Origin of the sequence: Bradyrhizobium genomosp. III, assembly GCF_000261705.1 — a bacterium.
In the GTDB taxonomy this organism is placed as follows: domain Bacteria; phylum Pseudomonadota; class Alphaproteobacteria; order Rhizobiales; family Xanthobacteraceae; genus Bradyrhizobium; species Bradyrhizobium ottawaense.
The window spans coordinates 1-22,065 of the sequence record NZ_AJQF01000208.1; the positions used below are offsets into that span (position 1 = coordinate 1).

Annotated in this window: 24 protein-coding genes and 1 tRNA gene; 11 read left to right on the plus strand and 14 right to left on the minus strand. The window is 61.1% G+C overall.

The window, feature by feature from the left end:
- On the plus strand, positions 1-837 hold an 837-nt coding region (locus IC66_RS0118005), incomplete at its 5' end, for a dienelactone hydrolase family protein (protein WP_038948546.1).
- Positions 838-919: 82 nt separating this feature from the next.
- A complete protein-coding gene (locus tag IC66_RS0118010; RefSeq protein WP_008142940.1) occupies positions 920-1,126 on the plus strand; it encodes a hypothetical protein in 207 nt (68 codons plus the stop codon).
- Positions 1,127-1,206: 80 nt separating this feature from the next.
- Here the strand turns inward: IC66_RS0118010 and IC66_RS0118015 are convergent, their stop codons facing one another.
- From IC66_RS0118015 to IC66_RS0118035, 5 genes are all read right to left on the minus strand, one after another.
- A complete protein-coding gene (locus tag IC66_RS0118015) occupies positions 1,207-1,863 on the minus strand; it encodes a DsbA family protein (RefSeq protein WP_038948547.1) in 657 nt (218 codons plus the stop codon).
- An 87-nt stretch (positions 1,864-1,950) separates the two neighbouring features.
- A complete protein-coding gene (locus IC66_RS0118020; RefSeq protein WP_038948548.1) occupies positions 1,951-2,673 on the minus strand; it encodes an LrgB family protein in 723 nt (240 codons plus the stop codon).
- Entirely contained in the window at positions 2,670-3,053 is a 384-nt protein-coding gene (locus IC66_RS0118025; protein ID WP_028139896.1) for a CidA/LrgA family protein, read from the minus strand. Before IC66_RS0118025 ends, IC66_RS0118020 begins: the two co-directional genes overlap by 4 nt.
- A gap of 44 nt (positions 3,054-3,097) precedes the next feature.
- Positions 3,098-3,574, minus strand: coding sequence for a PaaI family thioesterase (locus tag IC66_RS0118030; RefSeq protein WP_028139895.1), 477 nt, complete (start codon positions 3,572-3,574; stop codon positions 3,098-3,100).
- Positions 3,575-3,577: 3 nt separating this feature from the next.
- Positions 3,578-4,006: an acyl-CoA thioesterase gene (locus tag IC66_RS0118035; RefSeq protein WP_038948549.1), complete on the minus strand. Its 429-nt coding sequence runs from the start codon at positions 4,004-4,006 to the stop codon at positions 3,578-3,580.
- A gap of 104 nt (positions 4,007-4,110) precedes the next feature.
- Here IC66_RS0118035 and IC66_RS0118040 point away from each other — a divergent pair, with 104 nt between their 5' ends.
- The gene (locus IC66_RS0118040) at positions 4,111-4,659 is read left to right on the plus strand and encodes a TetR/AcrR family transcriptional regulator (RefSeq protein WP_038948550.1); all 549 of its coding nucleotides are present in this window, start codon (positions 4,111-4,113) and stop codon (positions 4,657-4,659) included.
- 107 nt (positions 4,660-4,766) lie between these two features.
- Here IC66_RS0118040 and IC66_RS0118045 read toward each other — a convergent pair whose 3' ends face one another.
- The gene (locus IC66_RS0118045) at positions 4,767-5,267 is read right to left on the minus strand and encodes a hypothetical protein (RefSeq protein ID WP_038948551.1); all 501 of its coding nucleotides are present in this window, start codon (positions 5,265-5,267) and stop codon (positions 4,767-4,769) included.
- A gap of 205 nt (positions 5,268-5,472) precedes the next feature.
- Between IC66_RS0118045 and IC66_RS0118050 the strand changes: the two genes are divergently transcribed.
- Positions 5,473-5,757, plus strand: a complete 285-nt coding sequence (locus IC66_RS0118050) for a PsiF family protein (RefSeq protein ID WP_038948552.1) — start codon at positions 5,473-5,475, stop codon at positions 5,755-5,757.
- Positions 5,758-5,859: 102 nt separating this feature from the next.
- Positions 5,860-6,945 carry an AbrB family transcriptional regulator gene (locus IC66_RS0118055; protein WP_038948553.1) on the plus strand — a complete coding sequence of 362 codons (1,086 nt, stop codon included), beginning with the start codon at positions 5,860-5,862 and terminating at the stop codon, positions 6,943-6,945.
- A gap of 155 nt (positions 6,946-7,100) precedes the next feature.
- Here the strand turns inward: IC66_RS0118055 and IC66_RS0118060 are convergent, their stop codons facing one another.
- Positions 7,101-7,640 (minus strand): disulfide bond formation protein B, encoded by a 540-nt coding sequence (locus IC66_RS0118060; protein ID WP_038948554.1) that lies wholly within the window; start codon positions 7,638-7,640, stop codon positions 7,101-7,103.
- 157 nt (positions 7,641-7,797) lie between these two features.
- On the opposite strand from IC66_RS0118060, the gene IC66_RS0118065 reads away from it, so the two are divergent.
- From IC66_RS0118065 to IC66_RS0118075, 3 genes are all read left to right on the plus strand, one after another.
- Positions 7,798-7,882, plus strand: a tRNA-Leu gene (locus IC66_RS0118065).
- Between the two features lie 327 nt (positions 7,883-8,209).
- Complete coding sequence (locus IC66_RS48335; RefSeq protein ID WP_244429121.1) at positions 8,210-9,682, plus strand: YecA family protein; 1,473 nt, start codon at positions 8,210-8,212, stop codon at positions 9,680-9,682.
- A 7-nt stretch (positions 9,683-9,689) separates the two neighbouring features.
- Complete coding sequence (locus IC66_RS0118075; protein WP_038948556.1) at positions 9,690-11,456, plus strand: hypothetical protein; 1,767 nt, start codon at positions 9,690-9,692, stop codon at positions 11,454-11,456.
- Between the two features lie 182 nt (positions 11,457-11,638).
- On the opposite strand, the gene IC66_RS0118080 is transcribed toward IC66_RS0118075, so the two are convergent.
- On the minus strand, positions 11,639-13,354 hold the full coding sequence (locus IC66_RS0118080; protein ID WP_038948557.1) for a P-loop NTPase fold protein: 1,716 nt from the start codon (positions 13,352-13,354) through the stop codon (positions 11,639-11,641).
- A 612-nt stretch (positions 13,355-13,966) separates the two neighbouring features.
- Here IC66_RS0118080 and IC66_RS0118090 point away from each other — a divergent pair.
- The 3 genes from IC66_RS0118090 to IC66_RS0118100 are packed head-to-tail and all read left to right on the plus strand — an operon-like array spanning position 13,967 to position 15,939.
- Positions 13,967-14,719 (plus strand): hypothetical protein, encoded by a 753-nt coding sequence (locus IC66_RS0118090; protein WP_157158061.1) that lies wholly within the window; start codon positions 13,967-13,969, stop codon positions 14,717-14,719.
- 38 nt (positions 14,720-14,757) lie between these two features.
- Positions 14,758-14,949 (plus strand): hypothetical protein, encoded by a 192-nt coding sequence (locus IC66_RS0118095; protein WP_038948559.1) that lies wholly within the window; start codon positions 14,758-14,760, stop codon positions 14,947-14,949.
- Positions 14,950-14,964: 15 nt separating this feature from the next.
- Positions 14,965-15,939, plus strand: coding sequence for a DUF4238 domain-containing protein (locus tag IC66_RS0118100; protein WP_244429122.1), 975 nt, complete (start codon positions 14,965-14,967; stop codon positions 15,937-15,939).
- A 168-nt stretch (positions 15,940-16,107) separates the two neighbouring features.
- On the opposite strand, the gene IC66_RS0118105 is transcribed toward IC66_RS0118100, so the two are convergent.
- The 6 genes from IC66_RS0118105 to IC66_RS0118125 all read right to left on the minus strand — a co-directional run bounded on the left by IC66_RS0118105 (position 16,108) and on the right by IC66_RS0118125 (position 21,757).
- Positions 16,108-16,392 carry a hypothetical protein gene (locus IC66_RS0118105; RefSeq protein ID WP_038948561.1) on the minus strand — a complete coding sequence of 95 codons (285 nt, stop codon included), beginning with the start codon at positions 16,390-16,392 and terminating at the stop codon, positions 16,108-16,110.
- Positions 16,393-16,437: 45 nt separating this feature from the next.
- A complete protein-coding gene (locus IC66_RS0118110) occupies positions 16,438-16,995 on the minus strand; it encodes a terminase small subunit (protein WP_038948562.1) in 558 nt (185 codons plus the stop codon).
- A 713-nt stretch (positions 16,996-17,708) separates the two neighbouring features.
- Positions 17,709-19,469, minus strand: a complete 1,761-nt coding sequence (locus IC66_RS42590; RefSeq protein WP_157158062.1) for a virulence-associated E family protein — start codon at positions 19,467-19,469, stop codon at positions 17,709-17,711.
- Positions 19,466-19,885: a hypothetical protein gene (locus tag IC66_RS46285; protein ID WP_157158063.1), complete on the minus strand. Its 420-nt coding sequence runs from the start codon at positions 19,883-19,885 to the stop codon at positions 19,466-19,468. The genes IC66_RS42590 and IC66_RS46285 overlap by 4 nt, the downstream gene beginning before the upstream one ends.
- A gap of 343 nt (positions 19,886-20,228) precedes the next feature.
- Complete coding sequence (locus tag IC66_RS0118120; protein WP_038948564.1) at positions 20,229-20,447, minus strand: helix-turn-helix transcriptional regulator; 219 nt, start codon at positions 20,445-20,447, stop codon at positions 20,229-20,231.
- A gap of 83 nt (positions 20,448-20,530) precedes the next feature.
- Positions 20,531-21,757 (minus strand): tyrosine-type recombinase/integrase, encoded by a 1,227-nt coding sequence (locus tag IC66_RS0118125; RefSeq protein WP_049806557.1) that lies wholly within the window; start codon positions 21,755-21,757, stop codon positions 20,531-20,533.
- Positions 21,758-22,065: the final 308 nt, after the last annotated feature.

Genomic DNA, 22,065 nt, shown 5'->3' on the forward strand with positions numbered 1-22,065 from the left:
GCCGCCTTTGCCGGGATCCGCGAGGTGGAGCGCGGCAATGGCGATCTCGTCGCTGTCTTCCGCGCGCTGCGCCACGTGCCGCGCGCGCAGGAGGCGCTTTATCCCCTGGCGATGCAGTTTCCTCCCGTAAGCAGCTTCTTCCTCAACACCGCCAATCGCGAAAATGCGGATCTGTTGTCGCGGCTCGAAGTCGGCGCGAGCGAAAATACTGGCATCTTCCACGATCACAACGAACCCGGCAGCCGCGGCGGCTTCTCGGTCTATGTGCCTGAGTACTATACGCCCGAACGCGCCATGCCGCTGGTGATGGCGCTGCATGGCGGCAGCGGCAACGGACGCGGTTTCCTGTGGAGCTGGCTGCGCGACGCCCGCAGCCTTGGCACGATCCTGGTGGCGCCCACCGCGACCGGTCCGACCTGGGCGCTGATGGGCGACGATGCCGATACGCCCAATCTCATGCGTATCCTCGAAACCGTGCGCAGCCGCTGGAGCATCGACGCCTCGCGCATGCTGCTGACCGGCATGAGCGACGGCGGCACCTTCAGCTACGTCAGCGGCCTCGAGGGCGCCTCGCCCTTCACCCATCTGGCGCCGGTCTCCGCAACTTTCCATCCGCTGATGGCGGAGATGGCGGACGCCGCGCGCTTGCAAGGTCTGCCCATCTTCATCACCCACGGCAAGCTCGATTGGATGTTTCCGGTGCAGACCGCGCGCCAGACCCAGGCCGCGCTCGCAGCGGCTGGCGCTGATGTCACCTATCGCGAGATCGACGACCTCAGCCACACCTATCCGCGCGAGATCAACGCGGAGCTGGTGCAGTGGCTGAATGGAAAATGAACAACCTGTCCTTAGATGCGCCGCATGGCCGCGGAACCATGGCGCCGTGCCGACGTTATCGGCGCGTCACCGGAGGTTCGCTATGAGGACGTTTTTTGGAATGATTTTGGGCGCCCTGCTGCTTGCCGGCGGCGTCTACGTCTACGACTCCATGCAGACCTCATCCGTCGCCAATGGCGAGGTCGCGACGAGCAATCGCACCATCGTGAACTGGGATGTCGCGAAGGCCGACTGGGACGCGCTGCGCGATCGCGCGCACAAGGACTGGGTGCGGATCTCGTCGAAGTAACGACGCCTAAACATGAACAAGGCGCCGTCGCGAGCTCCGCGGCGGCGCCTTTGCTTTGGCTGCGACCGCCGCTGCGCGCCTCAGTTCATCTTGGCCTTGCGGGCATCGGCGATGACCTGCTCGAACTCGGTCATGCTAAGCACGCCGGGGACGCGGTACTTGCCGACGATGAAGGACGGGGTGCCGCTGAAACCGAAGGCTTCGGCCTGCTCGTTGTTGCGCTTGAGCAGCGCGTCGATGTCGCTGCCATGGCCGGCGAGATCGCGCTTCAGGCGGTCCATGTCGACGCCGGCGGCCGCCAGCAGCTCGTTGATGCGCGGCTCGGTCAGGCGCGAGCTGACGCCCATCAAGGCGTCATGGGCCTGATGGTATTTGTCCTGGAATTTTGCCGCGAGAGCGGTCCGCGCCGCCGTCACCGAGACCGGCCCGAGGATCGGCCAATCCTTCATCACCAGCCGCACCTTGCCGTCGTCCTGGACGACCTGGCGCAGCTCAGGCTCGAGCTTGCGGCAATAGGGGCAATTGTAGTCGGACCATTCGACGATGGTGACGTTGCCGTTGGGATTGCCGGCGACGGGCGTGTCGGGATCGCGCAGCACCTTGGCTTCGGTCAGCACCTCGTTGTCGTCGGTCGCCGCGCGCGCCGAGGCGCCCGTCAGTGCGAGGGCGCCCGCCCCGATCAGCGTCAGCGCCGCGCGCCGCGTCGGCACAAGGCCCTTAGTCCCAGATCCAGCCATATCTCGTCCCGTTTCGGTCCCATCTCCCTGAGTACGGTTCGGGACCGGGAATTGTTACCGATCATATAGAGTGTCGCGGCGACGATGTCATCGCACCAGCAGCGTGACCGCCAGGGGGACCAGGAACGAGGTCACCAAGGCGTTGAGACTCATGGCGATGCCGGAGAAGACGCCGGCAAGCTCGTCGACCTGGAACGCACGCGCGGTGCCGATGCCATGCGCGGCAAGGCCGGCGGCGAAGCCGCGCGCCCGGTAATCGGTGACGCCGGTGCGGTTCATCAGCGGCGTCACGATGATCGCGCCCATGATGCCGGTGAGGATCACCGCCACCGCCGCCAGCGAGGGATCGGCGTGCAGGGATTCGGCGATGCCCATGGCGACCCCGGCGGTGACCGATTTCGGCGCCAGCGACAGCACCACGTCGCGCGGCAGGCCGGCAAGCTCGGCCAGCAGCACCACCGACACCACCGCCGTGACCGATCCCGCGAGCAGCGCCACCAGCATCGGCACGATGGATGACACGACGCGCCCGCGGTTCTCATAGAGCGGCACCGCGAGCGCGACGGTGGCGGGCCCCAGCAGGAAGTGCACGAACTGCGCGCCGGCGAAATAGCTCGTATAGGACGTGCCGGTTGCGAGCAGGAACGCGCCGATGATCCACATCGCGTGCAGCACGGGATTGGCGAGCGGATGGCGCCGCGTCGCCAGCGACACCGCATCCGTCGCGGCATAGACCAGCAGCGTCACGGTCAGCCACAGCAGCGGCGACTGCGAGAGATAGACCCAGAGCGAGAACGGATTGGCGCTCATCGCGCGTCCTGCTGCTTCAACAGGCGGCTGACGAGGCGGAAGGTCAGCACCGTCGCGAGCAGCGTGACGACCACGGAGAGCGCAAGCACGAGGACGATGGCGATGCCATGGGAGGCGAGCAGGTCGAGCTTCTGCACCACGCCGACGCCGGCCGGCACGAACAACAGCGACAGATGTGCCAGCAGGCCCTTGCTTGCCGTTTCCACGCCGTCGTTGCGCAGCGGCCCGTATGCAAGCGCTGCGAAGCGATCGCGGGCGAGCAGCAGGATCAGGAGCAGCAGCAGGCCGAGCACAGGTCCCGGCAAGGGTAGCCCGAGGCCGCGCACGACGGCTTCGCCGATCAATTGGCACAGCAGGATGAGGCCGAGACTCGCAAGCATGACCGTCGCATCAAGAGATGCGCCGACAGGCTTGTCAATCGCAGCTATGCATGAGACGTGCGCGGCTCGTGCGAAGCAGCAATGCGCGGCAGCATCGCCATCAACGTCCCGGTCATCGTGGCGATCAGCGTGGTGTTGCCCTCGTGCTCGGCAAACGCCCTGGCCTCGCAGAACGTGAGCGTGCGGCCGGGCTTGACCACCTCCGCCCTGAACACGAACCGTTCGCCGCGAGCGGGTGCCAGCAGGGTCGTCTTGAACTCGACGGTGAGGATGTCAGCCTCCCTTGGCATCAGGGTAAAGGCGGCAACGCCGCAGGCGTTGTCGAGCCCTGCCGTGATGATGCCGGCATGGACAAAACCGTTCTGCTGCGTGAGATCAGGCGAATGCAGCATCGCGAGCTCGGCCTCACCCGGTGCAAGGCGGACGATCACGATGCCGAGCGTGTGCATCGCCGGCTGGCCGTCGAACATTGCGATCGCCGCCGCGCGATAGCCCGGGTTCTTCGGCTCGAACGCGGCCATGGTTCAGGCCTCGGCCGGATCGGCGAGACGGCGCAGAGCGATCTCCCGGATGGCATCGGCGAACGGCGCCGATTTGCGCTGGCTCCGATCCATGTGCACGCCGGTGATCTCGCAAGTTGCGGCGATCTCGCCGGTCTCGGCATTCGTCATGTCGTGCCGGAAGCGGATCGACTTGTCGCGGACCTCGAGCAGATGGCTGCGGACCTCGACGATGTCGCCGGCGAGCAGCTCGCGCCTGTAGGCGATGTTCTGCTGCACGGCGGCCATGCCGCGGCCGGAGGAGCGCAAATAGCTCGGCGTCAGGCCGAGGCGGGCGAACAGATTCCAGTTGGCTTCGTCGAATTTGCCGACATACCACATGATGTTCATGTGGCCGACATGGTCGCATTGCCACGGATAGACCGTGCCGCGATAGGTCGCCTCCTGCTCCATCGCCATTCCGCCCTCGTTGTTTATTGATCTTGATACGGTAGCGTATCAGGCACGAGACGCGTTAGCAATACGGCACCGTATCAAGAGTTCGAGAGGCTTCTTTCATGAGCGACGGCAAGGGCGATGTCTGGGTCGAGGCGGGGTTTGCCGAGCTCGCCCGCTCGGGGGTCGAGGGTGTCAGGGTCGAGGTGCTCGCCAAGAATCTCGGCGTCACCAAGGGCGGCTTCTACCGCCGCTTCGCCGACCGCGCCGCGCTGCTCGAAGCCATGCTGCAGCGCTGGCGCGAGGGGCGGGCCGCGTCGATCGCGCAGCAGACGCGCCTCGATGGCCAACACCCCCGCGAACGGCTGAAGGCGGTGATCCAGCTCTACTCCGAGCGGCTCAATCCGGAAGCCATGGCGATCGAGCTCGCGATCCGGCAATGGGCCCGCTCCGACGAGAACGCCGCGGCCGCCGTGGCGAGCGTGGACGCAGCGCGGCTCAAGCACGTGGCCGAGCTCTATCGCGCGACCGGGCTTGCGCCCGAGGAGGCCGAGGCGCAGGCCTTCCTGTTCTACTGCTTCATCTTCGGCCAGAGCCTGTTGTTCGTCGAGCGCGGGCCGCGCAAGCGGTCCCAACTGGTGGCGAAATCGGCCGAGAAGCTGCTCAACTAGAGCATGATCCGGAAAAGTGTGCAGCGGTTTTCCGAAAGATCATGCTCAAACTAAAATTTAAGCAGAAAGGCCGGAGCGTTGCTCCGGCCTTCGCATCAGCTCGAAGCTCAGGCGGCGCCCTTCAGCTTCTTGTTGCATTCGCTGTAGTAGCCGCCGCCCTTCTGGATCCACTTCATGCCGCCGTTGCCGTTGGTGGTCTTGTTGGCGTTGTACTGGTCGACGCAGGTGTGCAGGCGCCCCTTGCCCGGGGTCTCCTTGGCATATTTCGGATCGATCGCGTTCGGATAGATCGCGGGTCCCGCCGGCAGGGTCGGCGCGGCGGCCGGGGCCGCCTCCTTCTTGGCCTGCTTCGGCTCGGCGGGAGCGGCGGGCGCAGCCGCGGTCGGTGCGGGAGCAGCCGGTGCTGCAGCAGCCGGCGTTGCATCCGCGCCGCACTGGGCCTTGCGGAAGTCATTCCACTTCATGGTGCCGAGCGAGCCGTCCTTCTTGGCCGCCTGGTATTTGGCGCTGCACTCCTGCGACGTCAGCGCCTGCGCTGGCGACGATACCGCCAACGCAGCAAATCCCGACAACGCAATCGCGCACAGCATTTTCGATTGAATGGTCATCCTCAGGTCTCCTCCTTGGTCTTCCCCCGAGGGGAAGTGAAACAAGACTTGCTATCCTAGCGTGCCGGCCATTTGCGACAAGGAAGCGATGGCTCCCGGCCGCCAAAATATAGTAACGACGCCGTTCAGATTATTCATGTCGCGTTCAGCAACGCGAGCCGACGTTCGCAACCCTTCGCAATTCTCGCCAGAAGAGTGCAACACCATGACCCTCGCCTCTCGCCTCGCCGCTGTCGCCCTCGCCTCCCTGCTCGCCGGCGGCACCGCCTTCGCGCAGACCGCCGCGCCGGCGGCCAAGACCGATACCAAGATCGACGCCGCCGCCGCGGCCGACAAGAAAGCCCCGAAGGAGCGTTCGGCCGAGTCGCTCGAATGCTCCAAGCAGGCCGACGCCAAGGGCCTGCACGGCAAGGAGCGCAAGAAATTCCGCTCCGAATGCATCAAGACCGCCAAGGCGGGCACCGCCGCGCCGGCTGCCGACAAGAAGTAGGCCTCCGACACGATCTTCCGCGAGCTTCTCGCGAGAGGCGCGCGCATTGCGGCATGACGAGCCTGCAATTGTGCGCCTCTCGCTGATTTGCGATAAGGTGGCGTGAAGCAAATCGTCGCCTCCCTGTCGTTTGAATGGCCGAGCCGTGCCAAGATCTTGAGCACGGCGGAGACGCTCGTCATCGGCACCGCCGGCGGCCTTGTGTTTCTCCTCGCCGGCCTTCCCGGCGGGCTGATCTCCGGCTCGATGATCGCGGTCGGGATTGCCGCGATCGCCGGGCGCCAGCTCGCGCTGCCGCCGCTCCTGACCCAGACCGTGCTGGTGCTGCTCGGGATTTCGCTGGGCTCGGTGGTCTCGCGCCATCTGCTTCAGCAGGTCGGCACATACCCCCTCACCATCGGGCTGCTTGCACTGGCGACGTTCTGCTCGACCTTCGGCTCGAGCTATTACCTCCAGCGCATCCATGGCTGGGACCGCACCTCGGCCTTCCTGGCCGGCAGCCCCGGCGCGCTGTCGCAGATCACGATCCTGGCGGTCGAGCGCGGCGCCGACCTGCCGGGCATCGCGGTGGTGCAGACCATGCGCGTCATCATCCTCACCGCGGCCTTGCCGATGGTGCTTGCATTTGCGGGCGTCGCCCCCTCCGCCGCGCCGTCGCTGGCGACGACGATCGCCTCGCCGCTCGATCTCGTGGAGCTGGTCGCGGCCTCGCTGGCCATGGCGCTGGTCCTGCGCCTGATCAGGTTTCCGGCGAGCTGGATGTTCGGCGCCATGATCGCCTCCAGCGTGCTGCATGGCGCCGGCTGGGTCGAGGGCGGCCTGCCGGACTGGGTGCGCGGTGTGGCGCTGGTTGGCATCGGCGCGCTGATCGGCAGCCGTTTCGCGCGGATGCGCATCAAGACGCTCGCCGGTCACATCAACGCGGCACTGGGCTCGTTCACGGTCGCGATCGCCGTCTCCGCCGTTTTCGTCGGCATCGTCGCGCTGACCACGCAGGTCAAGTTCTCCGATGTCGTGGTCGCCTTCGCGCCGGGCGCGATGGACGCCATGCTGGCGCTGGCGCTGACCTTGCACATCGACCCGATCTTCGTCGGGGCCCACCACCTGTCGCGTTTCGTGTTCGTGACGATCGCAACGCCGGGCATCGTGCATCTGTTCGGGCGCACGCAGGACGATGTGGATGATTGATGGAGCCGAACTCTCGTAGGGTGGGCAAAGGCGCACTAGCGCCGTGCCCACGTTCTCTTTCGCCCTTATCACTACGAGATGGTGGGCACGGCGCGCGAAGGGTGCGCCTTTGCCCACCCTACGGCAGCTTGCCTGCCCACCCTACGGCGGCTTTCCTAGCCTCTCGCCGTCTTCGCAAATCCCCACGCGGCAATCGCGGCCATCAGCAGCGAGATCAGCACGTTGTAGCCGGCGAGCGAGAGGCCGAGGAAGCGCCACTGCACCTCGTCGCAGCGCACCACCTTCACGGTGTCGAGCTTTGAAAAGAGATCGCCGGCATTGCCGAGATTGACGACGGGACCGGAGCAATCGGTCGGCCCTTTCCAAAAACCCCATTCGACGCCGGAATGGTAGGTGCCGAGGCCGGCATTGGCGAGCGTCGCCAGCGCGAGGATCGCGAGCCCCGCCAGCAGCAGCGGCCGCGACGCTCCACTCCGCGCCGCCAGCGCCGTGAGCGCACCGAGCGGAATCGCGAGGTAATAGGCGTAGCGCTGCTCCAGGCAGAGCGGACAGGGCAGGATCTCCAGCACGAGCTGGAAGAACCAGGCACCTGCGATGGTCGCCGCGGCAATCAGCGTGATGAGCAGCGAAGCCGTCAGCGCAGAGCCGCTGGCAGCCGGCTTGAACGCAGGTATGGCGGCACTCTGGGTCGTCACGGCAGCCTCTTTCCGATAGGTCGCGCCCTTAAGCCTCTAGCCCCGGTCCATGCGGCTGTCGAGAACGGCTGACATCACTTTGGCGCGGGTTGACCCCGCTTTGTCCATGGCTATAGTCCGCCGGCTTCGCGACGCTCCCTTCAAGGGCCGACCGAGGGCCCCTGTGGCGGAACTGGTAGACGCGCTCGACTCAAAATCGAGTTCCGCAAGGAGTGCTGGTTCGATTCCGGCCAGGGGCACCAACTTGCCCAAAAAACCTTAGTCTTATCAGACGGTTAAAGTTTCTCGGCGAGAAGCTTTACACACCTACTTACACAGTCTGATTCATGATGAGGCAAGTGGCCAGAAGTACAATCGAGCGCCTTTCTCAAAAGGAAACCATGATAAATTCTTCAACCTTGGGACGATTCGAGTCCTAGGGCTGCGCTCACACGATTTTTCGTCGCCGATCGCCAGCGCCAATATCGGTCCCTACGATCATTCATCTGGATCTCGCTGCAGTGATCGCCGCTGATCGTCGGCCCGGTGGTGGTAGCTGATCAATGTAAGCAAGAAGGCACTGCCTCAACGTGAACGAGAAATCGGCTGGCGTAACGGAAACGGAACGGATGCTTGCTGATTTCTGCGAGAGGTCCTTCCTCAAGCTGTGGAGCTATCCCAATCCATTCAAGGACGACGGGCACGAGTTGTGTGACCTGCTTGCCGTCTTCGATAACCACGTCTTCATCTTCTTCGATCGCGAGAACGAACTGCCGGAAGGGCCCGACAAAGACCCGAAGGTCGTGTGGGATCGGTGGAAGCGCAACGTCATCGATCGCCAGGTGAAAACTGCGCACGGCGCGGAACGCTACATCCGCAGCGGCAGGCCGATCTTTTTGGATGCCAAGAGGACCGCCCCCTTCCCGCTCGCTATCGATGCGGAAAAGTCGGTCATTCACAAGATCATCGTTGCGCACGGCGCCAAGGAGGCATGCGAACGCGCGTCCCCCGACAACATCTATGGCAGCCTGGCCATCGCCTACACGGAAACCGACGGCGGCCCAACCGAGCCCTTCCATATCGAAATCGACAGGCGCAACCCAGTCCACATCCTGGACAGCCACAACATGCCCATCGTGCTGGGTGAGCTTGATACGGTCAGCGACCTTTCGACGTATCTCGACGAAAAGGTGCGGGCCGCTTCAGCCTTCGACTATCTGACCTATTGCGGAGAGGAAGACCTCCTCGGCCACTATCTGCTGAACTACGACGAGGGCAACAAGCGCCATGTTATCGGGCCGAAGAACGAGAAAGAGGCCGTCAACGGCATCATGATCGGCGAAGGCGAATGGCACAGCTTCATTCAAACCGATCTCTACAAGAACACGAAGAAGGTGGATCGCGTCTCTTACTTCTGGGACCAGTTGATTCAGCGCACGTGCCAGAACAGCCTGGACGGGACGCTTGGCGGAAACTCCAACATTTTTCGCGGCGAGAGCGCCATCTATGAAATGGTGAAGGAGCCGCGCTTCATGCGCCGCGGCCTTGCTGACAAGATGCTGACGGCGGCTCAGCGATTTCCTGACACTGGCCCGTTCTCGCGGCAGGTGACGTTTCTGCCGTCATTCCAGCCAAACGTCGCTTACGTCCTGCTGCAACTGCGCGCTCCCGATGCGTATCGGGCCGAGCCAGACTACCGCGAGAAGCGCACGAGCCTGCTTGAGATCGCATGCGGAGCGGCAAAGAACAAATTCCCAAACCTCGTAAAGGTGATCGGCATCGGTATCGACGCGCCAAAGTTCTCGGGCGGCAAGATTGCGGAAGACTTCATCCTCCTGCCCTGCGAGACCTGGACCGAAGAGATGAGGAGCTACTACGAGGATCTGAACAAGGACTGGAATTTTTTCGGCACTCCAAATCTGCGTGAGCACAACGACCGGGTGACCCAGTTCGTGCAGCCTCCGCGTCCGAGCAAACCAGCAAAGCCAGGCAAGATCGGCCGCAATGACCGATGTCCCTGCGGTAGCGGGCTGAAGTACAAGAGATGCTGCCTGGAGCGATAGAGATAACATGCCGTTTGATTATCTAGGGGCGTTTCCCCTCCCGCTTGACGTCATGCCGCCAAGGCTGCGCGGCTTGCTAGAGCCTGCAGGCCTGTCGCAAAGCCTGTTTGTGGAGGTGGCCTCCAAGCAGGAGATCGATCAGCATGGCCCGAACGCCGAGCATCTGCATTTGCTGATGGCTGTAGTTCCAGGGGCAGATGGCCCCGTCGAAGTGCTATCCGAAGCAAGTAATGGCGTAGTCGAGTATTCGGTCCCTATTGGAGACGAGTGCGGGTGCTCGGCGGTGTTTTCTCCGTCAATCTCTGGCCATGACTACATCGTCGCGGCGTGGGGTGACGGCTCGTTCTACACGTTCAATCTGGCTGAGAAGGTCTGGATGACTCTCGGGCTGACGCCTCGCTGCGTCGGCAATGATGAGCAGCGCCTGGTCTACGATGACCTTGGGCTTCCAGAGTTCGGCGTGGCCGAGGGTGAGGTTTCGAGTGAATACCACTGGAATTTGAAGCGAGCTGTCAGTTGGCGCATGTCGAACGAGTACCTCCGTCGCTACCTTTGGCTACGTGGCGCTCGGGGTGTGCGAGTCTTCTACTACTCGGCCCAGCTACCGGATATTCCGGAGGTCCGGGCTCTCATGGACGAGAAGCCTCAGGTTGTCCTGAAGCCGACCGAGGGGGTCGCCTGGTATGAATTGGACATCCGTGAGCACAAGGGCGGGCTTCTGCTGCAGCTCTGGGCTTCGGTGGAGGCAGTAAGGCCAGAACTCTGTCCGGAGCAGACTGCTGAGGGCATCCTGTGGCCCGGCGACGCTCAGCCCATGAGCCATGCGCGTGCGGATGCCCTGGTGGGACATCATCCGGTCTACCTCGACGATCGGTTTCTCCAGAAGTACGAACAGAGCACCTTCTACGACTCGACGCCGGCTCATGTTTGGGACCGCTGGTACAGCAGCCCTTCATACAGAGGGCAATGGAGCTTTACTGAGTGCCGTCGGGTCGGAAGAAATCTGATTCAAGTTCCGATGCGCGAGTTGTACAAGCCGAAGCCAGATCGCGAGATCGTGCATGCCCGATCATTCGCGGTTGATCCGGCCGATTTGGCGCATGTGGACCTAAATGAAGAGCATGTGGTCGCGAAGGTCCAGCGCCTGCTCGATGTGCTTCTCCGATTGGGTGACGGCCTTTCCGCGCTCGGTACAATGGTGGGGCTGAACAAGTCGGCAGCAGATCTGACGGGATTTGATCGCGCAGAGGTGGCGGCCAATGGTTGGTCGGCCTATCCGGCGCTCGGTCGGCTGGCCCAGGTCGCACCATTGGACATGACACAGCAGATGTTCCTGGCTCGCTGCAAGAGCTTGCACGAGGTGTGGCAACGCGTCCCCAACGGCTACCTCAAGTCATTGTTGGAGCGCGCCGGGTGTCCGAGAGCGGCCGTAAAGGACCTCGGAAGCCTCAAGCTGCTGCAGGCACTTCTGAACGTCATTGAAAACCTGAATGTTCATGAGGAGGCAAGCGATGCCTTTGCCTCAAGCGGAGACCGCGAGGGCTGGGACGACCGCAATGAAGCCTTGGCACCCTTGTTCTTGAATAACGATCTCAGGATCGCCGATGCGCACGACGCCGTGCAGAAATGCCTGACAGCTCTCCAGCAGCTCGGCTTCGACACAGCGAACGTCAACGCAGGCTATGGGCGGGCGCTCGATTTCGTCATGGACGGCGTCATCAATTCCCTCGAAACAATGGCCGCCGCCATTGAGAATCTTTCGAGCCGCACCTAAATGGCTCAAGGGCCCTCATTGTAGCGCTAATTTGTGGGCGCCTGCACCGCGTGCCGGCTCCATCGCGACGCCCGACTGTGCGTTGGCCGCGAGCTCAGGGCCGTCTTGCCGCCATTCCCGTTTAAATCGGCTAAATGGGGCTAACATCGTGCCCGCCACCCAACCGCTCACGACTCTGGCATCTACGCCGGAGCCGCTGTATCGGCTTGAGGAGTCAATTGCGCTCCTATGTTGGCCTCGTCGAAGAGGTGTTTGATAAGAGATCCAAGCCGTCCGGAGTTGGGGGCACCCGCGATGTTCCGGCAAGCTTCCACAAACCGATCCGTGGCCGATCCGAAGTGAGGGTCATATGTCTGTCGCTGAATTCGCATCTCCAGCATGCGTCGCATGAAAACCTGGAAATCATCAATCCCCAAGCCTTTGATCGTTGACTCGAAATCCTCAACGGTCGCGTTCTTCATTACAACCTCTTGCAGGGTGCCCCATCCACTGTGTTTGATGATGTGCATGCAGGCATCGAACACCGAAGTATTGGCTTGGGTACGAGCTTTGATCGCCGTGAACTCGCTTATGATGTCTGGGTGAAGCGGTCTGCGGTAAGGGCCGTCATGGCTGATTTCTGGCTGTTGCGCGCGGAAAGCAGCTATCCAGGCTTGCACGATTTTCTGCCCGATCGCGCTACCACCGGGCAGCTGGGTGAGATTCTTGTCCAGATTGGTGACGGTGTGGGCGTCGAGCAGGTGTGCAACGGATACCAGTTTGTCAGCCTGTGCGACCAACTCAGCTTCCTCCGCGCGATGGTCCCAGTAAAGACGCTCTAGCAACTCACCGGCTTTCTGGAGGGCTTCCATCCTGTCGCTTTCCGCGACGTAGCGATCAACAATCGCAGTCACCTTGCTCGTGTCGAATTGGCCTGATTCAAGAAACTGCACTACCAACGTCTCGAACTCGTCGCAGCGGCCGATACCCAACTCTTGTAGCAAGAGCCGCCAGCTTGCCCTGCGCTTGTCTTCCTCATCAGTCTTCTTGTCTTTGTTCGCCATGCGCTCAGCGATATCGCTCGTGGAGCCAATGGCTAAGACAAATTGAAAGTCAGGGCCGTCGGGGATGCCCCTGTAGTTGATCGCCGTGAGCAAAACGATCGACGGTACGACGCGCGAAAGTATTGCATCCGAGAGATTGCGGTCCCCTAATATCCGGTTCACGGACCGGATCACCTTCCGAACGATACGAATATTGGTCAGCCCGCAAGTGTTCGCTGCCTTCCTTATGTGGGCGGAATAGCGGGAAGGCGAGAGCGCTGTCGCAATTTCGAAAGCCTCATCAGGCGTCGTGAGGAGCTGGATCTCCTGATCGACCACCTTTTCCCGAAGCGTGTCCCATGCTGCTTTTTGTCCAAGCTGGTCACTATTGAGAATCAGTACGAATCGGGAGCCGTATTGCTGGCTGTACTGGTCGATGAAACCTAAAACCTCGTCGACGCCGAGCTTTTCGTGCTTGCGCTCGATGTCATCAATCACGATCATTTTGTTGCGGAGCAGGGCCGGAGCTAGCAAGAGGAGGCTCAAATCGTTGATGGCCTCGAATCCCTTGTGAAAGGCTCCTAAAATCTTGATGCTGGAGCTTACCGCCTGCTTGGCGCCATCCCATAAACCCGGATTAGATTCGGCAACAGGAACCACCGACTCGATAAGCTTCCTCTTCAATTGGTCGACGTCGGACAAGCCAAACAGAGACACATACAAGGAGCTCTTGGTAGTTTCGTCGGCGGAGGCGGCCTGGACTTCGCGCCACAAATGACTTTTTCCGGTACCCCATTTTCCAGACAGAGCGATGACTTTGTTGTCCGGATCGGCAAGGAGCTGGATAAGATGATCCTTTGTTTCCTGCAATGACATCGTCGGCACCTGTCTTTGCCCATGGCGGGCGGATTGCATGGCGCACCGATTGCGCGGCCTTAATCTGCCTGTTCAGTGTCGCGACGCAACAACGAATGCAAGCCCCATGCACAACAAGCTCTGCCCCAACTCGGGTCACGCTAATTAGCACATCAGTCGCCAAGCCATTGACGGCTCATTTGCCGTGTTCAGCCGCTCCTAAGCCAAGCGCAACAAGATCGACCTCACGCCGTGCCGCATATGGATCCGTGCGCGCCCGCCATTCCGCTGGCGGGTTCTCGATTGGACCGATCGGAGAAGGGCTGGTATGGAGATGTGTCGTAATCGCTATTCCGCCTGAAGCTTTTTCGGCGATCCTCAAGAACCTGAAGCCATAGTCCCGTCGCGCGCGGAAAGGATCGCGAGCTTCCGCAGCGACCTTGGAGGCCGAGATGCCGCCTTGGAGGATATTCTCGACACCCGCTCTGAGCCGGACGGCAGCCGGCGGAAATATCGCCGTAAGCTGGAGCTTCGGTTGAAGGTGTTCGGCAAGGATCCGGGCTCGGCGGATTGATCTAAGGTTGCGTACAGCGGTATGCTGACGGACTGGATTCAACTGACGAAGCGCAGGACATGGCATTCCTTAAAGCACTTTTCCGCCGACCTCTGATGTACGATGACCTATTAAAATCCGCCGACAGATTGATTACGGCACCGCCGCTGCCCGCTGACTGGAAACGCCTCACCGCTGCTTGGGTCGGCAAGAACGGAATTAGCCTGCTCGACTATTGGCGCGACTACTACAAATCGCAGCTGGAGGTGGTTGCAGCCGAAGCAACCTGGCAATTGCAGAAGTCACGGCTGCTGAAGCTGGTCATGGCGGAACGCTCATGGCGCGCGGCATACGTCGCCTCGCAGGGCGCAAAACACGTCGCCTCGTGGTCCTTCATGTGCGAAGGAGCGGATTGGGCGAAAGGCGCTGACGAGCACAGATTGAGCTCGTTGCTATCGCAGCGTTGGTTGATTGCGATCCTGTCCGACGCATGCCTGATCGATGTCGGCATGAAGTCTTATGGTCTGGATAGAACTAAAGATCTGGAACTGGAGCTGCACTACCTTCTCCATAAGGAGATCAAATCCCTCGACGTCCGTGTGATGGAAGCAATGCTCAATGCTGCCGAGGAGTACCGGGATGACGACGCGCACTTCATTGCTGCGTTCAAGGACGACCATCTAGCCCCGCTGATCCGAGAGCAGTATACGCTGCTCGCGCAGATGGAAGAGGACGTGGTGAACGGCACCGTTGACATCCCGTGGTTCAATTCTCAGCTAAACGTGGTCAAGCAGAAGCAGGATGAGCTAGCGCGGCTCGTCTCAACCAATTGACCGACGGCCGCGACATCGTCAAACATCGAGGAGATAGCATGCCAGCCTACAACAAGCGGCGCCGCGAGCGAGAGTTCGAGGAGAATGAGGCCGAGAAAGCAGCAGCCAAGGCGGACGCCGAGCGCGCGGGATGGGTCTACGACAAGGAAACCATCACCTGGACGAACCCCGCCTACCCCGAGCTCAAGTTCCTCGGGGCAGCCATTCATATCCCGAAACAATATCGCTGACCGATGGGGCGATGAGTGTCTGACGAAGCCAAGCAGGAGATCAAGTCCGTCAGTCTGCCCCTGACTGTAAAGCCTCCCGTCAAGCATCACTACATCCCTGCCTTCTACTTGAGGCGTTGGGCCGTCGACGGCCGGGTGACCGAATTTACCAAGCCGCATCGCAGCATCGTTGTTAAATCGATCGCGCCCGAGCGAACGGGCTATCAGGAGAGGCTATATGAGCTGAAAGGTTTTGAGCCAGATCTCGCGCAGCAGGTCGAAGAGAAGTTCTTCAAGCCGACAGACACTTTGGCATCAGATGCTCTCGGTATGTTAGTGCGATATGGTCACCGCGCACCGTGGGATTCGCACAGTCGATCTGCTTGGTCGCGCTTCATCCTATCGCTGCTTCTGCGTTGTCCTGAAGATATCGCTCCCTTCCGGGAGTGGTGGCACGCAGATTTCAACCGAACCGACGAGGGTGATGAGGCGAGGTATCACGCTGCGCGAGAGGACGGCGACCCCGAAACGTTCGCTGAGTTTTTGGACAGTCAGCCATTGAGCTTGAAGGAGCAGTATCAGTACGAAGTTCTGTTCAAGCTAATAGACCACGCGGAGATCGGTGCAGAAATCAACGCAATGCACTGGCGTGTGCTGTCATTTCCGTCCGACGCCCCGACGCTCCTGACTTCAGATCGCCCTGTCATGCGAACACTCAACCTCAGGGACCGGCAGGCTCATATCGCACTGCCCATAGGTCCAAGGCTGCTTTTCATGGCATCGCCGAGCGCCGGCTTCCTTGAGAGGGTCCTCAAGGCCGACTTGGTTGGGTTGGCGAAGGAGGCTAACCGACAGATCGTTGAAGGTGCCTCGAGGTTCGTCTATGGCGCCGACGACAAGCAATTGCGCTTCGTGCAGAACCGTTTCGGAAAGTCGCCTCAGCCTAGATTGATGGAGGGCCTGATCCGCATACGACAGGCGCAGGGGCCAGTGAAGGATTCCATTGCATAAAACGCAAAAATACCCGCCCTGTTGGGGGGCGGGCTAGTCGTGATGATAGTGCGGCCGCTCTCACCGAACCCGCTTCGAATACCAGATGGCCTTGGCGGAGCGCCCCGCAGCCGCTGCTGCCGGCATGCGCATCGCGCGCCGCCAACGTCTCGTGCTGCTCGATCTTCATCAGCTTGTCTTGACGAGTTCGTCGCAGTGGCGGTGCCCGACGTGCCTGTAACGATACTTCGTGTTGCCGAAGATCTCCGGCAAGTCGGCCGCGAACACGCTCTCGACGTCGTCGATCGTGCGCTTGAGGCCGCGGTGGTAGAACAGCGCCGTCGCGCCCCACTGATAGGCGCAATAGGTCGAGGCGCTGCGGTCGATGGTCAGCCGCGGCTCGTCCTCATAGAAGGCCGGGAACATCTCGCGGAGCCAGATTTCGAACGCCGGATCATGATTGGCGTCCGCCATAATGAGATGGACGTGCTCGTGCTTAGGTGGCCTTCGGCCCTTCGGCTAACCATCACTGCCGTTACGCAGTTTCGCGCGGGCGATCCTATCCGCCAGCCCCTCGACGCCGCTCATCGCAACTTGATCTTGGAATGCATTCACACGAACATGCTTGCCGATCAATTCCAACCGGCGCAGGCGATCGCTGAGCTTGATCTTTTTGATGTAACCAAGCTGCCGGCGCTCCTCGCCAGAGCCTTCGAATAGCGCCTCAACTTCCACACCGGCAACGAGACCCTGCCGCCAAATTTCGGGCCATTCGTCGATCGGCTTCAGGTCGTTCTTGGCATCGTACAGGTGGGCAAGATCGGCCTCAGCCTCATCGGCGAGACGACGGAGCACCCAATCAGCATCGACCTCCGTGCGCTCGGAACGCTTGAGCTTGGCTTCATCGATCGCCGCCATGATCGCGGGGTGAGCCAGCATCTGCGAGCCCTGCTCTTGCGCACTGCGCCTGCTGTAGCCGGCGCGGATCGCGGCCTTGGTCGCATTCAAGTCCAGCAAGTATTCCTGGACGAAACGGGCCTGTTTGGGCGTGAGAGCTGATGTGGTCGCATCGGTCATGATCCCCGATGCCTACGCGGCGAATGGTTGCTGCCACCACTCGGCATAAGTTTTCATAAGGAGCCGGGGTCGCAACGCCTGCAACCGGTTCAACCGGTTTCTCCCTAAGACTTGCCGGAGGCGACATGTAGCAGGGTATATACCCATGCATAAGGGCAGCCTGAGGGGGGATACGGCTTCCTTAATCATACAACCGGTTGCAGTGGTTGCAGCGGTTACAAGGATGAAATGTCGGCAGGTTTATCGTCACCGGTTCACGAGGCAACCGGTTGCACGGGATGCATTGCAACCAGTTCTCCAGGCCGGCGAAATTTTCGCAACCGGTTCAGATAGTCGAACCAGTTGCGGCTGATCACGCAAATCGAGAATTACATTTTTGGTGGAGCGAGCGGAGACGGGGTGGCAATCGGCCCCTCTCCGGTCCATATTCCGACGATGGTACAGACTTGGAAAACTGGTCCTGGTGAGGACTTCACCTGCCCACATTGCGGGGCAATCTACACGGTCACAATTCGGCGGTTTCCGGCGCGCGACCACGATAGAGCCAGCTGTGAAGACTGCGGCAAGGTAATGGCCGAGTGGAACGACACCGCCTCGCCGACCTTCCACCTGAAAACGCATGGCGTCAAAAAGACTAGCGGCTAGCCGCGTCGCGAAAAGACCGGCAAAGGATGCCCCTGCCGGTTCACGTCGGCCGCGCTGACCGGCTGAGGTTACCAGTCTGTTGCTGGCGCAGGCTCGCCGGGGCACCACCACTTTGCTTCGTGGAGATCGCCCCGGACGTATGCCTTCACTGTCTTGCCGAGCAAATCACGGATACCGCCATCCTTCCGCTCGAAGCCGAGCCCGGCCATGGCAGCCTTCATATGAGCGTGATGCGCCTTGGTGAGCTTATTGATGCTCTCGGTACTGTCGAGCCCGACTAGCTTCCAAACATCTGTCACCCTGATCTTGAGCGGCGCGTCGGGTATGCGGCTTCCAAGAAGCTCCAACCACGGACCAAAGTCGGAAGCTTCGCGAGTAATTTTTGCAGCAGCTAATTTCAGGTCGCTCTCGTCCAACCAGAGATTTTCGTTCGGTTCGGCCGCGACCGCCTCTGCCCAGAGCTGATCGCGAATTTCCGCGAGGCCAGCAGGGTCAGCCTTGGTGGCTCTTACGATCCAGAAGCGGCGATTTCCGGTCAGATCGGAGAGGTAGTGGCTTTCGTTAGTGGTACCGAACAAGACAAATTGTCGGTCGCGAGTGACGGCATAGCGGCCATATGCCAGCCTCGAGCGATCCCGCGTCGTCGTGATGAACGACTTGACGCGGTTGGTGTCGCGCCGCCCCATGCCGTCAAGCTCCGGCATCTCGACGATCCAGGAGCCTGACGTTTTCTCGATCGTCACCTTAGCATCAGCGCCAACCTCCAACTGATCGGTGAACCAGTTCTCATCGTGGCACAAAGCTCGGATGAGGGAAGACTTGCCAAGGTCCTGTGCGCCCTCAAGCACAAGCATGGCGTCGAACTTTGCGCCCGGCTGCATCACGCGACGGACAGCCGCAGAGAGAACTTTGCGGCCGAACGCACGATTGAGCGGCGTATCCTCTGCTCCCGCGTACTTCAACAACCATTCGTCCAGGCGCTCAATGCCGTCCCAGTGGAGACTAGCAAGGTAGTCGCGGACCGGGTGGTAGGATCGTCGCTCACCAATCAACGCGACGGCGTCCGCAACCTTGTCTTTCGCCGGCTCCTTGCCGTTGGCGGCATACGCGACCGTGAAGCGGATTTCCGCAAGCCGCTCATCCGTCATCGGAACGATGCCATCGGGCAAATGGATTTCGAGTTCGCCCGTCAGGCGGTTTAGCTTTACTCGCCACTCGCGATCGATCAACCATTGCTCAAGCTCAACATCGAACCGCTCGACGCCGAGTATCTGGCTGACCCGACCGTTGGGCGGGACTTCACGTTTAGACGGCACGATCTCCGCAATGCGAGCGGGCTTTGCCGTAGCAGCCTGGGCGAAGGGACCGGCAGGGATCGAAGGCTCTACAGCGGGCTTTGCTGGCACAGCATTCTTGGGCGGCGTCCACGCGCGGACGGTCTCGCGCATGAAGGCATCGAGCCGGACCTTGTCCCAGCCGTCGCGGATCGCGTCAGCAGGGCTGGGCATCGCGGCCCCGTCACTCGTGACCATGACGCGCACAGTTGCGCCGAGACCGACCAGGATCGCCGCGATCTCATCAGCCCATCCGCCTGGTGCTGGCCAGATCACGACGTTGCGTCGGGATATCGGCGACAGCTCGGCGCGATCGACGCCTTGCGTCCGTCCTTCCCAGGACACGACCGTGCGCATGGTCTCATTCGCGAGCGCATCGCGGCTCTCTTCGTCTCTGACGAGAATGATCTGCCGAGCGTCGCCAATTCGGTCTAGGCCACAAATCTTAGCGGCCTGACCGTTGTCGCCCAGGTCGGGGCGCACATGCTTGTTCATGCCGCCCGCCGTCGCATATATTGGCGGCGCTGCGACCATTCACGGTCTGCGGCCTCACGTCGGCGGACGATCTCATCGCGAAGGCCGAGGCGCTGAACTACACCCAACACTCGCGCCCGTGACAATTCGTCCCGAGCGGGATGGGTCACCCCACGGTAAAGCCATCGCTGATCAACCCAATTGATCCACAGATCATCGACCTTCCGGCCAAAATTGGCCGTCCGGGCGAACGGTAGAATTTCGATCTCACCGTTTGGCCGCTTCCGGCAAATCAAACGATATCCTCGATCGAAGATCACGGATGAGCCGTCAGCTTCCTGCCACCATCCATAAGGAAATAAGGCCCATCGCCGCGCCTGTTGCATTCCGCGCAACAGACCAGCGACGCCCGGATCAATATTTTCCACGATGTCCATGGCCCCGCCTCCGCTCTAGATATCGTCGCCAGGATCGACGGCTTGAGGCCGATCTAGGCTTCGCGGTGCGGGTAGCGGGCGCTTGCGAGGCTCGCGCGGGAACGGAACCACGTTCGGAGATTTGTCGCTGGAGATAAGAGCGCCGGTCTCGGCGCAATAAACTGGCTCATCATCGCGGGCGCGCTGGCCCGGAGGTTTCGATTTCATTGTTGGGCCCTTGTGTGGTTGCACAAGCGGCGTCGATGGTGTAGAAATCGCAACTGCTACGGTGCAATTTCTAATTCGCGACCCGCCCGGCGTTCTTAGGAATGTCGGGCGTTTTCGTGCCCGGCATGCGGATCGGTTAAGCGGCCACTTGACGCGCAGCCTTGGCCTTCTCGATAACTTCGATGATTTCGGATCGGGGCCACCGGCTGAACTTGCCGAGCTTCACGGGCTTCGGCACGATATTCACTTTAACCCACCGCCAAAACGTTGGCTCAGCACAGCCGAGGATTTTGCAGCACTCACTAGCAGTCAGCAGCGGTTCAGTGACAGCCGTGTCTTTGATTTCGTAAGCCATCTTTTTCCCTCTTAAAGCGTCGATGGCTATCAATAGACATCAGATGGTTGTTGTTAGTTACACCTCCAAATTTGGTAGCAAATCTAGTTGCGCTTACCGGCGATCAACTTGACCACCTTGCCGCTCTTGCCGGTCACGTGGGCCGCCCACCGCTCCATGAGCGCGAGGCGCTGTTCGATGAAGTCGGTGCGCCTATAGGCGCGCGTCACCTTGCTCCCGGCAACGTGCTGCAGGATCGTCTCCGCGACCTCGTGAGGCGCATCTGTAGCCTCAGCCAGCCAGTCGCGAAGAGATGAGCGAAAGCCGTGGGGAAGCGCCTCCAGCTTGGCCCGGCGCATGAACATGGAAAGCGTCATATCGCTGACCACGCCCTTCCTCGTGCCCGGAAAGAGGAAGCCGCCGCGAGCATGACGTCTCGCCTGTTCGATTACGGAGAGGGCTTCGGCCGTGAGCGGAACACGAAAGTCCTGGGTGGCGTCCTTCCGGCCCTTCATTGTTTCGCCGGGGATCGTCCATACATCGATCTCGCGCCCGTCGATTGTGACGCGCGCAATCTGATCATCGCGAATGAAGCGCAGCGGACGCGAGCGAACGCCCGTCAGGATCAACAGACGCAACGCGAGATGCGTAACTGTGCCGTCGTTCAAGCTGGTATAGAACGCCGGCACAGCCTGCCACGGCATCGCCGGAATGCTCTCGGCCTTGTGGCGCGATTTGCCGAGGAGGGCCTTGGCCTTTTCCACTGCCTGCAAATCAACGTCCAGGCCGAGCGCCGCCGCGTGTCGCATAACGATGTTCAACCGATTCATCGCCTTGCGAGCTGTCTCGGCTTTCTCATGCCAAATCGGGGCGAGCGTATCCCGAATGTCAATCTGATCGATATCTGCGACCGGTACTTTGCCGAGTTTCGGCAGAACATGGACCTCAAGAGGCGTGAACCAGCGGCCCGCTTTGCCATCGCCCTTCAACTCAGCTTTTCGGCTCTCAAAGGCGTCCTGCGCAACATCCTTGAGCAGATGCTTGTTTCGCGCAGCGTCGCGGCGCTCGCGCTCCCGCTCCTTGATCGGATCGCCACCAGCTTGCACCACTGCGCGCCATTTGCCCGCTTCTTCGCGTGCTTGCTTTAGACCGACGTCGGCGATCGACCCTAGACCCATGTGGCGCAACCGCCCATGAACGGCCACTCGCAAGACCCAGCTGCCGCTATCCTTGTTGCTCTTGAACAACCATAGCCCGCCGCCATCGCCATACTTACCGGCAGGCGCTTGACGCACCATCACCGCTGAAAGCTTGTCCCGCCCCTTGGCCATTACACACCTCTTTCCACACTCAAGATTTAGATGAGGTGAGAGGAGGTGACAATCAGCGATCCACAACGAGCGCTATTTATCGTTTGAAATCAGCGGCGGAGTTGCTGGCCGATAGCTCATGAGACCAGATGACGTGTATCGATATTGAAATAAGATGCCGGCCAGGGGCACCAGCCTTCGCTGCTTCGCAGCTACGGCTGGGCGAGCCGACCTCCGAACCATCGAAGCGAAGCAGTGAAGGCTGTCCCGCCGAAGCCTTGGCGAAGGCGGACTGGGTCAACGAGTCCAAGCTCCGCTCCCCTCACCCT